Source organism: Leisingera sp. MMG026 (genome assembly GCF_021654205.1).
Lineage (GTDB): Bacteria > Pseudomonadota > Alphaproteobacteria > Rhodobacterales > Rhodobacteraceae > Leisingera.
In genome coordinates this window covers 33,345-45,432 of sequence record NZ_JAKFZM010000002.1, presented here as the reverse complement: position 1 = coordinate 45,432, position 12,088 = coordinate 33,345, and the positions used below count along the sequence as shown (strand labels likewise).

The 12,088-nt window shown below is 55.3% G+C and carries 13 protein-coding genes; 4 read left to right on the top strand and 9 right to left on the bottom strand.

The window, feature by feature from the left end; all coding sequences use genetic code 11:
• Window positions 1-9: 9 nt before the first annotated feature.
• A complete protein-coding gene (locus tag L1069_RS01630; RefSeq protein ID WP_237454562.1) occupies window positions 10-573 on the bottom strand; it encodes a nucleotide exchange factor GrpE in 564 nt (187 codons plus the stop codon).
• A 9-nt stretch (window positions 574-582) separates the two neighbouring features.
• Complete coding sequence (gene hrcA / locus L1069_RS01625; protein WP_237454561.1) at window positions 583-1,647, bottom strand: heat-inducible transcriptional repressor HrcA; 1,065 nt, start codon at window positions 1,645-1,647, stop codon at window positions 583-585.
• A gap of 143 nt (window positions 1,648-1,790) precedes the next feature.
• On the opposite strand from hrcA, the gene rph reads away from it, so the two are divergent.
• The 4 genes from rph to L1069_RS01605 are packed head-to-tail and all read left to right on the top strand — an operon-like array spanning window position 1,791 to window position 4,620.
• Window positions 1,791-2,504 carry a ribonuclease PH gene (gene rph, locus L1069_RS01620; RefSeq protein ID WP_134831068.1) on the top strand — a complete coding sequence of 238 codons (714 nt, stop codon included), beginning with the start codon at window positions 1,791-1,793 and terminating at the stop codon, window positions 2,502-2,504.
• Entirely contained in the window at window positions 2,501-3,115 is a 615-nt protein-coding gene (gene rdgB / locus L1069_RS01615; RefSeq protein WP_134831067.1) for an RdgB/HAM1 family non-canonical purine NTP pyrophosphatase, read from the top strand. Before rph ends, rdgB begins: the two co-directional genes overlap by 4 nt.
• Window positions 3,108-4,262 carry a radical SAM family heme chaperone HemW gene (gene hemW / locus L1069_RS01610; protein ID WP_237454560.1) on the top strand — a complete coding sequence of 385 codons (1,155 nt, stop codon included), beginning with the start codon at window positions 3,108-3,110 and terminating at the stop codon, window positions 4,260-4,262. Before rdgB ends, hemW begins: the two co-directional genes overlap by 8 nt.
• 4 nt (window positions 4,263-4,266) lie before the next feature.
• The gene (locus L1069_RS01605) at window positions 4,267-4,620 is read left to right on the top strand and encodes a YbaN family protein (RefSeq protein WP_237454559.1); all 354 of its coding nucleotides are present in this window, start codon (window positions 4,267-4,269) and stop codon (window positions 4,618-4,620) included.
• Here the strand turns inward: L1069_RS01605 and L1069_RS01600 are convergent.
• The 7 genes from L1069_RS01600 to L1069_RS01570 form a co-directional block, all read right to left on the bottom strand.
• A complete protein-coding gene (locus L1069_RS01600; protein ID WP_134831065.1) occupies window positions 4,610-5,503 on the bottom strand; it encodes a ParB/RepB/Spo0J family partition protein in 894 nt (297 codons plus the stop codon). The genes L1069_RS01605 and L1069_RS01600 overlap by 11 nt on opposite strands.
• Window positions 5,504-5,529: 26 nt before the next feature.
• Window positions 5,530-6,339 carry an AAA family ATPase gene (locus tag L1069_RS01595; protein WP_237454558.1) on the bottom strand — a complete coding sequence of 270 codons (810 nt, stop codon included), beginning with the start codon at window positions 6,337-6,339 and terminating at the stop codon, window positions 5,530-5,532.
• The gene (gene rsmG, locus L1069_RS01590) at window positions 6,332-6,949 is read right to left on the bottom strand and encodes a 16S rRNA (guanine(527)-N(7))-methyltransferase RsmG (protein WP_237454557.1); all 618 of its coding nucleotides are present in this window, start codon (window positions 6,947-6,949) and stop codon (window positions 6,332-6,334) included. Before rsmG ends, L1069_RS01595 begins: the two co-directional genes overlap by 8 nt.
• A complete protein-coding gene (gene mnmG / locus L1069_RS01585; RefSeq protein ID WP_237454556.1) occupies window positions 6,946-8,820 on the bottom strand; it encodes a tRNA uridine-5-carboxymethylaminomethyl(34) synthesis enzyme MnmG in 1,875 nt (624 codons plus the stop codon). The genes rsmG and mnmG overlap by 4 nt, the downstream gene beginning before the upstream one ends.
• A 13-nt stretch (window positions 8,821-8,833) precedes the next feature.
• Window positions 8,834-10,120, bottom strand: a complete 1,287-nt coding sequence (mnmE, locus tag L1069_RS01580; protein WP_237454555.1) for a tRNA uridine-5-carboxymethylaminomethyl(34) synthesis GTPase MnmE — start codon at window positions 10,118-10,120, stop codon at window positions 8,834-8,836.
• A gap of 31 nt (window positions 10,121-10,151) precedes the next feature.
• Window positions 10,152-11,423 (bottom strand): transcription termination factor Rho, encoded by a 1,272-nt coding sequence (rho, locus tag L1069_RS01575; protein ID WP_129372663.1) that lies wholly within the window; start codon window positions 11,421-11,423, stop codon window positions 10,152-10,154.
• Between the two features lie 174 nt (window positions 11,424-11,597).
• A complete protein-coding gene (locus L1069_RS01570; protein ID WP_134831061.1) occupies window positions 11,598-12,053 on the bottom strand; it encodes a CopD family protein in 456 nt (151 codons plus the stop codon).
• Window positions 12,054-12,088: the final 35 nt, after the last annotated feature.

The window sequence follows — 12,088 nt, the reverse complement described above, 5'->3', positions numbered from 1 at the left end:
CTGTTCACATCAGCCGGCCGGCGCGGACGACACACCAACCTGCGCGGCCCGCAGCAGGCGGTCGTGCAGCATAAAGCCTTCGGCGGACACCTGGATGATGTCACCTGCCTTGGTGCCCGGCACCGGCGCTTCGAACATCGCCTCATGCACCTGCGGATCAAACTTGTCGCCAACTTCTGGCGACACAACCCGGATGCCGTGCTTTTCAAACACACCCAGCAGCGACCGCATGGTCAGTTCCACACCTTCGATCAGCGCCGCCGCAACTTCGCGCTGCTCATCGGTCGCCGCTTCGATCGCGCGCTTCATGTTGTCGTAAACCGGCAGCATGTCACGGGCCAGTTTCGAGCCACCGTAATTCTCCGCTTCCCGGCGTGCCTTGTCACCGCGTTTGCGGGCGTTCTCGGCATCCGCCAGCGCCCGCATGAACCGGTCCTTCAGCTCATCCCGTTCCGCCCGGAGTGCATCGATTTCCAACGAGGCATCATCAAATTCCTCGGTCTGCCCCGCCAGCTCTTCTGCCTCGGCGGCAGCGATATCATCCAGAAAGTCTTCGTCCTTGAGCTCTGCCATGTTTCACCTCTAACTCCGGTCCGACAACAGTTTGCCGACCAGTTGTGCCGTATAGTCTACAATCGGCACAATCCGTCCGTAATTCAGGCGCGTCGGGCCAATCACCCCCACCGCACCGATGATCTTTCGATCCGCGTTCATATAGGGAGACACCACCAAAGAGGAACCCGAAAGTGAGAAAAGTTTGTTCTCCGAACCGATAAAAATGCGCACGCCATCGCCGTCTTCGGTCAGTTCCAGAAATTCGGCGATATCACGCTTGCGCTCTAAATCGTCAAACAAGGTCCGTATCCGCTCCAGCTCCTCCGCCGCACCGGTTTCGGCCAAAAGATTCGCCCGTCCGCGTACAATCAGCCGGGCCTGATCACTGTCGTCATCCTCCCAGACGGCCAACCCGCTTTCGATCATCGCATGTGCCAGACTATCGATTTCCTGCCGCCGTGCCGAGATCTCTTTTTGGATCTCCCGCTGCACCTCGCTCAGCGTGCGTCCTTCAATCAGCGCATTAAGGAAATTCGCAGCCTCCCGCATCGAACTGGGCGTCTGTCCCGGCGGCGGCTTAAACAGGCGGTTTTCTACATGGCCATCCGAGAACACCAGCACCACCAGCGCCCGGTCGTGTGCCAATGAGACAAATTCAATATGCCGGATCTCCGCCTCATGTTTGGGCGTCAGCACCAACGAAGCACCTTGCGTCACACCGGACAGCGCCGCGCCGACCCGGTCCAGCATGCCCCCCACATCGCCGGCATTTTTGCCCAGCGTCGCGTCAATTTTCTGGCGGTCGTTTGCGTTCAGATCGCCAACCTCCAGCAACCCATCGACAAACATCCGCAAGCCCATCTGGGTGGGCACCCTGCCAGCGCTAATATGCGGGCTATCCAGAAGGCCAAGGTATTCCAGGTCCTGCATAACGTTGCGAACCGTGGCCGCACTTACCTTTTCGCTCAGCGAACGTGTCAGCGTGCGGCTGCCAACCGGATCGCCGCTTTCCAAATAGCTTTCAACCACCGTCCGGAAGACTTCCCGCGAACGGTCATTCAGATCTTGCAGAATATTGTTCGCGTCGCTCATCGATGTTCCAGCGTTTCTTGCGGATTCAACATAAGAACCCAAAGCTAGGTTGTCATTAAAGAGCAGCATGGGAAAAGGTCAATCGGGCTTGCATAGCTTGGCGTCCGGGGGATATCCCCAAGCCAGCAAATAAAGGATGTGCCATGCGACCCTCAGGACGAGAACTGAATGAAATGCGCGCCGTGTCGATTGAGACCGGCTTCACCAAACACGCTGAGGGCTCCTGCCTGATTAAGATTGGCGATACCCACGTCCTGTGCACCGCCACCATCGAAGACCGGGTGCCGCCCTTTATCAAGGGAACCGGCCTTGGCTGGGTCACTGCTGAATACGGTATGCTTCCCCGCGCCACGAACACCCGGATGCGCCGCGAGGCTGCGTCGGGCAAGCAAGGCGGCCGCACGGTTGAAATCCAGCGTCTGATCGGCCGTGCATTGCGGGCCGGCGTCGACCGCGTGGCTTTGGGCGAGCGTCAGATCACCGTCGACTGTGACGTTCTGCAGGCCGATGGCGGCACCCGTTGCGCCTCGATCACCGGCGGCTGGGTCGCCCTGCGCCTGGCGGTTAACAAGCTGATGAAAGCCGGCGACGTCCACATCGACCCGCTGATGGATCCTGTTTCTGCTGTGTCCTGCGGCATCTATGCCGGCCAGCCGGTGCTGGATCTCGACTACCCGGAGGATTCCGAGGCCGGCGTCGACGGCAACTTCATCATGACCGGCTCCGGCAAGCTGATCGAAGTGCAAATGTCCGCCGAAGGCTCCCTGTTCTCCCGCGACCAGATGAACCAGCTGATGGATCTGGCCGCCAAAGGCACCACAGAGCTGGCAGAGATGCAAAAGGCCGCCTGCACATGATCCGCAAACTGGAAGGCGGCAAGCTCCTTGTCGCCACCCACAACAAGGGCAAGCTGAACGAGATCACCGAGATACTCGCCCCGTTTGGCGTCAGCGTTGCCGGCGCCGGCGAAATGAACCTGCCGGAGCCGGAAGAAACCGAAGACACCTTTGTCGGCAATGCCCGCATCAAGGCCCATGCAGCGGCCAAGGCAACCGGCCTGCCGGCCTTGTCCGATGATTCCGGGATCACTATCGACGCTCTGAACGGTGCCCCGGGGGTCTACACCGCCGATTGGGCAGAAACCCCTAATGGCCGTGACTTCCAAATGGCGATGACCCGCGCCAATGACGAGCTGAACGCGGCCGGCCCCGAGGCCCCCCGCACCGCCCAGTTCCGCTGTACCCTGGTCATTGCCTGGCCAGACGGCCACGACGAGGTGTTCGAAGGCGTGATGCCCGGCCAGCTGATTTGGCCGATCCGCGGCGAGCATGGCTTTGGATACGATCCGATGTTCCAGCCGGAGGGTTATAGCATCACTTGCGCCGAAATGGACCCAACGGAAAAGAACAAGATCAGCCATCGCGGCAAAGCAGTTGCCCAGTTCATCCGGGGCTGTTTCGGTGGATGACTGGCGCAATGGGGGTTTCGGCCTCTACGTGCATTGGCCCTTTTGCCAAGCCAAATGCCCCTATTGCGACTTCAACAGCCATGTCTCCGCAAATATAGACCAAAAACTTTGGGTTAGAGCCTATCTAGCCGAGCTCGACAGACTCTCGGAACAGCTTTCAGGCCGTGTCCTGAACTCAATATTCTTCGGCGGCGGCACCCCCTCTCTGATGCAACCGGAAACTGTCGCCGCTGTTATCGATCGGGCACGTGAAATTTGGCCCTTTGCCAATGACATAGAGATCTCTCTTGAAGCAAATCCCGGCTCGGTCGAGGCAGGTCGCTTTGCCGGCTACCGCGACGCCGGAGTCAACAGGATCTCCATGGGTATTCAGGCCCTGAACGACGAGGACTTGCGTCGGCTGGGACGTATTCACAGTGTCTCCGAAGCCAAAGCAGCCTTTGATATCGCCCGCAAATGCTTTGACAGGGTCAGCTTTGATTTGATTTATGCCCGTCAGGGCCAAACACTGAAAACCTGGGAAGCGGAACTTCGCGAAGCACTTTCCATGGCTATTGACCACCTGTCGCTCTACCAGCTGACAATTGAGGACGGCACCGCTTTTGGTGATCGCTACGCCCGGGGTAAACTGCGCGGTCTGCCAGCCGACGACACCGCCGCGGATATGTATCAGGCCACCCAGGACATCTGCGCGTCTTTTGGCATGGCCGGCTATGAAATCTCCAACCACGCCAAGCCGGGTTCGGAATCCCGTCATAATCTGATCTATTGGCGATATGGCGACTACGCCGGGATCGGCCCCGGCGCTCATGGCCGTTTGAGTATTGATGGAACCCGGTACGCCACGGAAACCCATCTGGCTCCAGGTGCCTGGCTGGAAGCCGTCAGCAAGGGAAATGGGGAATCCCTGCGCGAACCTCTTTCGCAGGAAGATGCTGCGGCTGAATACACGATGATGGGGATGCGCCTATCCGAAGGTCTGGATTTAGCACGGTACACTCAGCTATCAGGCGTTAATCTCCCCGAGAGTCGACTTGAGGATCTTGTACAGATAGGCATGGTCACTATCTCAGAGAAGAGGCTCCGCGCGACTGATCAAGGACGCGCGCTATTGAATGCAGTGCTCCGCGAACTGTTGATGGATTGAATCAATGCGTTTTATCTATGCCGGCCTAGGACTGTTCTGTGTCGGCTTGGCCGTCGTAGGTATTGTTCTGCCTTTACTTCCAACCGTGCCTTTCCTTCTCCTTGCCGCGTTCTTCTTCGCCAACTCATCTGAACGTCTGCACAGTTGGATCGTTGATCACAACATTTTTGGTCCCATGATCCTGGATTGGCGCGACCACGGCGCCATCCGGCCAGGCGCAAAAAAGGCGGCAACCGTTTCGATTGCCGCCGTCTTCGGACTATCTCTGCTGCTTGGTGCCCCTGGCTACATAATAGGGATCCAGGCGGTTGTTCTATCTTCTGTTCTTTTCTTCATCTGGACCCGGCCTAACGGCTGAGCAAGTTACACAGCTCATCCAGTTGATCCAGGTTTTCGTAGCTGATTGTTACGGCGCCGGCCTCGCCACCAGGCTTGTGATCAATAAGCACTTTCATTTTAAGAACTGCCGACAGATCTCCTTCAAGAGCACGGGTATCCGCATCCTTTTCCTGCGGCTTTCTCGGTTTCTTTTCGGCAGATGTCTGAACTCCGGCGGCATCTTTCTTCACCAATGCTTCGGTCGCGCGGACAGACAGCCCACCCTTGACGATCTTCACGGCAAGATCTGAAGCATTATCCGAAGTGATCAGTGCCCGGGCGTGGCCAGCCGACAGCTTGCGCTCCTGCACCAGGATTTGAACATCATCCGGCAGGTGCAACAAGCGCACTAGATTAGCAATATGGCTCCGGCTTTTGCCAAGTGCTTCGGCCATGCGTTCTTGCGTATGGCCGAACTTTTCCATCAGTTGCTTGTAGCTCTGCGCCTCTTCCAGCGCATTAAGATCCGAGCGCTGGATGTTTTCGATGATGGCCACTTCCATCATCTCAAGATCCGAGTAGTCCCGGATCAGTACTGGTACTTCATGCAACTGCGCGGCCTGCGAGGCGCGCCAGCGGCGTTCACCAGCCACAATCTCGAATTTTCCGCCAGGCCGCGGCCGCACGATCAGCGGCTGCAGAACACCCTTTTCCTTAATTGAGGCTGTCAGATCATCCAAGTCTTCTTGCAAGAACTGCCGCCGCGGCTGATTTGGGTTGGCAATGACATTTTCGATCGGCACCAGAATTTCTGCATTCCGTGGTGCCTCTGCCTGCGTACTCACCGGTGCAGGGTTCACATCTGCCATCAATGCTGACAATCCCCGGCCCAGTCCGCGTGGTTTTGTTTTTTTGTCTGCCATGATTGCCTCCGGTAGGTATTCTGCATTTACGCCGCTATCTTGTGATGTTTTGTGAGGATTTCCTCTGCCAACGCCCGGTATGCCTGTGCGCCAAGAGAGTTTGTGTCATAGTTTAGAACCGGTTGCGCATAAGAAGGCGCTTCGCTCACCCGGACATTGCGGGGGATCTTTGTTTGAAACACCAAATCACCCAGATTATCCCGGGCGTCCTGTTCCACCTGCTGCGACAGGTTGTTGCGACGATCAAACATTGTCAGGACAATTCCTTCAATTCGAAGGTTTGGATTCGCTGACTGCCGAACTTCTCTAATTGTCAGCATGAGCTGGGTCACCCCTTCCAAGGCAAAAAACTCACTTTGCAACGGAACCAGAACCGAATGTGCTGCAACCATTGCATTGACTGTCAAGAGATTCAGCGAAGGCGGACAGTCAATCAGAACATAGTCCCAATCATATTCGTCCATCGCGGTTTGGCGTAGAGCATCATGCAGAAGGAAACTGCGTTTTTCATTGGTAAACAGTTCGATATCCGCCGAGCTGAGATCAACAGTCGCTGGGATGATGCACAGATCCTCAATCTCGGTTGTTTGAATGACCTCACTCAGAGATGAGTCTTCAACCAAAAGATCATATGTTGTAAGATCCCGATCCGACGGTTCAATCCCAAGGCCAGTTGATGCATTCCCTTGCGGATCAAGGTCGACGACCAACACACGAAGCCCGGTTTCCACCAAAGCAGCCGCCAGATTTATGGCTGTCGTTGTCTTCCCAACCCCGCCTTTCTGATTTGCGACCGCGATAATACGAGGCCCGTCAGGGCGGGAATAATCAGACACGTGCCACTTCCCTTATTTTCAGGATTACTGCTTCTTGTTCTGTCAGGCTTTTAACCTGTTCCGCAACGAACTGCCATTGCTGCCTGGCGTTACCCACTTCTTTTTTCCAGCTTTCCCCCTTAGGGAACAGAGCCATCCCTTCGGATGCTAGATGGCGTTCTGAAAACTCAAGCAATGTAGACAAGTCCGCCAAAGCGCGCGCAGACAGGATATCCGCTCTTTGAGGTTCAACCTGTTCAATTCTTTCGGTTAAAACAGTCGTCTTGACAGCACATTCTCGCGCGGCTGTTCTAAGGAACGCAGATTTCCTCTGATCACTTTCGATCAATGTTACCTTCATGTCCGGTACTTCATCTGCAGCCAAAATCGCAACAATCAGCCCTGGGAAACCGCCACCGCTACCTATATCGACCCAATGTCCAACAGGATCTGTACAGCGAAAAACTTGAATGGAATCGGCGATATGGCGCATCCAAAGATGTTCCAAGCTCGATTTCGAAACGAGATTTATTTTCGGATTCCACTTTTGTATGACCTGTTCAAAGGCTTCAAGCCTCTGGAATGTTTCACGTGAAACATCAAGTCCTTGAGGAAGTTTCCCATTTTTCACACGGATTCTCCCTCTCTTGGAAGGCCACGACGCAAACGTGCGAGCAAAAGCGCAAGCGCAGCCGGAGTTATTCCGTCAATGCGGGCGGCTTGCGCCAGGGTTTCCGGTCTGGACTGAGACAACTTACTTTGCAATTCCTTAGAAAGACCGTCAATTCCTTCAAATGAAAATTCGGCGGGGAAACGATATCCCTCATCCTTCTTCATCGCAGTGACTTCCCGTTCTTGGCGTGCAATATAGTTGGCGTAGAGAGCATCACGCTCCAACTGCCGACGATTTTCCATCTTTACACCTGCCAAATCCGGCATCAGCGGAATGACGTCTTCAAAGGAGACTTCAGGAAACGCAAGAACGTCCATTCCGCTACGGCGGTTTCCATCTTGGTTAACCCGTATTCCAGCCGAGGAAACCTCCTTGGGTGTGAATTTATGTGCCTCCAAGATGTTCCGCCCTGAGATTAGACCGTCATTTTTCTCCTGAAACGTAACTCGCCGGCCATTGCTGACACAACCCAGTTCTATAGCCATGGGCGTTAGCCTTTGGTCCGCGTTATCTGCGCGTAAGGACAGGCGAAACTCAGCACGGGATGTGAACATCCGGTAGGGTTCACTGACACCGTTTGTGGTGAGATCATCGATCATTACGCCGATGTAACTGCTTGACCGGCCAAAGGTAACAGGCTCTTCTTCCCGCGTCATGCGCGCAGCGTTCAAGCCGGCAACCAATCCCTGTGCTGCCGCTTCCTCGTACCCGGTTGTCCCATTTATCTGCCCGGCCAAGTACAAACCTGGAATGTCCTTCAGGGAAAGGTCTAGCTTCAATACGCGTGGGTCTACATAGTCATACTCAATGGCATACCCGGGCTGAAGGATAGTAGCTCTCTCAAGCCCCTTGATAGACCGGACATACGCCTCCTGAACGTCTTGCGGCAAACTCGTCGAAATGCCATTTGGGTAGACTTTGTGATCCGAAACACCCTCCGGTTCCAGAAAGATCTGATGCGATTCTTTGTCAGAGAAACGGACAATCTTGTCTTCTATCGACGGACAGTATCGTGGACCCACACCTTCGATATGGCCGCCGTACATTGCTGACCGCTCCAGGTTTTTCCGGATGATGTCATGTGTTTGTGTATTGGTGTGAGTAATTCCGCAGGAAACTTGCTTAGCGCTTATTCCTCTTGTCATAAATGAGAAGAAGACCGGGTCATCGTCCCCTGGCTGGGCTTCCAGACTATCCCAGTCGATTGTACGTCCGTCCAGTCGGGGCGGTGTACCCGTTTTCAGCCGGCCTAGCGGCAGTTCAAAGCTGTCCAAGCGTTCCGCTAGCCGTACGGAAGGCCTGTCACCAATCCGGCCTCCAGGTTTGGAGATTTCTCCTATGTGGATGACGCCACGCAGGAATGTTCCGGAGGTGAGAATAACTGCCTTTGCTGGAACTTCACTTCCGTCAGACAGCACAGCCCCGGTCACGGCTTTGCCCGACATGAGAAAATCAGTTACTTCACCTTCGAGAATATCCAGGTTCGGTTGCGCTTTGGTTAGCCTCAGGATTTCTTGACGGTATATTGATCGGTCGGATTGCGCTCTTGGCCCTTGAACCGCTGGTCCTTTTCGTCGATTCAGGAGACGGAATTGTATCCCAGCTAGATCAGCAACACGGCCCATTACGCCATCAAAGGCATCAATCTCCCGGACAAGATGCCCCTTACCCAATCCGCCAATAGCAGGATTGCAGGACATCACACCGATCCCACTGCGGCTCAGTGTGATCAGCACCGTTTTCGCACCCATTCGTGCGGCAGCGTGAGCGGCTTCCGTGCCGGCATGGCCACCACCAACGACAATCACATCATACTTCGAATGTTTCACGTGAAACACTCCTTCACTTTCCCAGGCAGAAGCTCGAGAAAATCTCATCCAGGAGATTTTCCACTCCGATCCGGCCCACTAGCGTCTCCAGCGCTCGGATCGCCGAGCGCATTTCTTCGGCGGCAATATCATAGAATTCCGAACCACGCGACAGGATAACCTGTGCTTCGGCCAAACTAACCAACGCTGAAAGCATAGCATCCCGGTGTCGGGCGCGAGTCGCAATTCCGGCCTGAGTTGAGCGCTCTGTAAGAATCGATGAAATGTGTTCGACAAGCCTGTCGATTCCCTGACCAGACCTGCCTGAGATCGCATCTGCCGCGTTTTCGCGGAGGTCAGCCTTTGGGAGAAGACGGATATCACCATTCTCCATCTCGACGTCTAAAATATCATCATCTTCCGCCAAAAATACGCGCATATCCGCATCTTCCGCGCGTTTCCGCGCTAATGCGATGCCAATACCCTCAACGTGATCGTCGGTATCCCGCAAACCTGCAGTGTCCAGTAAAGTGACTGGTAAGCCGGCCAGATCCATACGCACTTCGATAATATCGCGGGTGGTTCCGGCAAACTCAGACGTGATCGCCGCCTCGCGGCCGGCCAGCGCATTCAACAGTGTGGATTTTCCGACATTGGGTGCGCCGATTATGGCCACTTCGAACCCGCTGCGGATTCGCTCCGCAATTTTCACCCCATCTGTCTCTCTTTCGAGGCCGGCCTGAACATTAGACAGCAGCGCAGAGACTTCCGGGGTTACATCAACCGGCACTTCTTCGTCAGCGAAATCAATAGTCACTTCGATCAAGGAAGCCGCGCGAATCAGACTGCTGCGCCAGGTTTCAGCCAATTTTCCAAGCCCGCCGGCAAGAACAACCTGTGCCTGCTTGCGCTGCGCCTCGGTTTCCGCGTCAATCAGATCCGCGAGTCCCTCAACCTGAGCCAAGTCCAGGTTACCGTTTTCCAAAGCGCGCCGGGTGAATTCTCCCGGTTCAGCCATCCGCAACCCAGTAAAGCGGCCTAGGTTTTCCAGCACCGCTGATACAACGGCTGTACTTCCATGCACTTGAAATTCAACAGTATTTTCCCCAGTGAAACTCTTGGGAGCCGTAAAGCTAAGCACCAAAGCTTCATCCAGGCGCTCACCTGAGTCGTCGTGTAAAACACGCAGGCTTTTGTCCCGCGCCGGCAAAACGCCTCCGCAAAGCTGCGCGCCGGCTTCATGCGCCAAAGGACCTGAGATGCGTATTACCGCAACTCCGGCCTTCCCTTGTGCGGAGGCCAGCGCAAAGATCGTGTCCATGGGATGGCCCTTTTTTACTCGCCCGCCCCGATCAGGTGTTCATCGAGTCGAAGAACTCGGTGTTCGACTTTGTCTGCTTCAGCTTGGACAACAGGAACTCAATCGCATCTGTGGTTCCCATCGGATTCAGAATGCGGCGCAGTACAAAGGTTTTGGCCAAATCGATCTTGTCGACCAAAAGCTCCTCTTTCCGGGTACCGGACTTGAGGATGTCGATGGCAGGGAACACCCGTTTATCCGCAATCTTACGGTCCAGAACGATTTCCGAGTTACCGGTGCCTTTGAATTCTTCGAAAATCACTTCGTCCATACGCGAGCCGGTATCGATCAGCGCGGTGGCGATGATGGTCAGCGAGCCACCCTCTTCGATGTTCCGGGCAGCGCCAAAGAACCGCTTGGGCCGCTGCAGCGCGTTTGCATCAACACCACCGGTCAAAACTTTGCCTGACGAAGGCACAACAGTGTTAAAAGCTCTACCAAGTCTTGTGATTGAGTCCAGAAGGATAACAACATCTCGTTTGTGCTCTACAAGACGTTTGGCTTTTTCGATGACCATTTCGGACACCGCTACATGGCGTGTGGCAGGTTCATCAAAGGTAGAAGATACTACTTCGCCTTTCACCGAACGCTGCATGTCCGTCACCTCTTCCGGGCGCTCGTCGATCAGCAGCACGATCAGATAACACTCAGGATGGTTCTTCTCGATCGAATGCGCGATGTTCTGCAGGATCACCGTTTTACCAGTCCGCGGCGGCGCCACGATCAGCGACCGCTGGCCTTTGCCGATCGGTGCCACCAGGTCGATCACCCGCGCCGAGCGATCCTTGATGGTGGGATCCTCGACTTCCATCTTCAGCCGTTCATCCGGATACAGCGGCGTGAGGTTGTCAAAGGCGATTTTGTGGCGTGCCTTCTCAGGCTCCTGAAAGTTGATCGAGGTAACGTTGGTCAGCGCGAAGTAGCGCTCTGTCTCCAGCGGTGCCTTGATTTGGCCGTCAACAGTGTCGCCGGTACGAAGAGAGTATTGGCGGATCATGTCGGGTGACACGTAAATGTCGTCCGGTCCCGGCAAATAGTTAGCCTCAGGCGACCGCAGGAAACCAAAACCGTCCTGCAACACTTCGAGCACGCCGTCACCGCTGATATCCCAGCCCTCATCCGCGCGTTCACGCAGGATCTGGAACATCATCTCGCCCTTGCGCATTGTCGAGGCGTTTTCGATCTCCAGCTCCTCGGCCATAGCCAGCAGAGACTTGGGGCTTTTTGCCTTGAGATCAGACAGATTCAGGGATTGCACGGTCATATAGATACGGCCTCTACTCCCCCGCTTACTCAGGGGGTGGTCACACGACAGGATTGGAAAACACGGTGGCCCGGACGGGCCCGTTGAGTGCCATACATAGGGACTCGTTTCAGATGAGTCAAACGCCGGCTGCAGGCATTCCGGGGTTGCCAGGCCCCTTGCCGCGCCTCTGCGTTAGAATTTGAAGATCACCGAGACAACAATCACCACCATCAGGACGGTTGGCACTTCGTTCATCATTCGGAACTGCCGGCCCGACAGTCTGTTCTTCCCTGCAGAAAAGTCGCGATAGCGGAACAGCAGCCAATGGTGGAACCACGTCATGGCGATCACGGATACGCCCTTGCTCCACGGCCAAACATAGGTCCAGTCAACAATCCCTGGAGTCAGCACAATAAACAGCCCTGCGGCCCAAGATACGTACATTGCGGGGCGCATGATGATCCGGAGGAGCTTCTCTTCCATTTGCAGAAAGATCGGCACTGTGTCCTGGACCTTCTCTGCCTGCTCCACATGATACACGAACAAACGGGGGAGATAGAATAGCCCTGCCATCCAGCTTAGCACAGCCATGATGTGCAGTGATTTGGCATACGGGTAGAGCGTGAACATCAGGTCGCTCAGGTCCATGGGCAGTTCTCCCCGGTCAGATCTGATCACCCTAA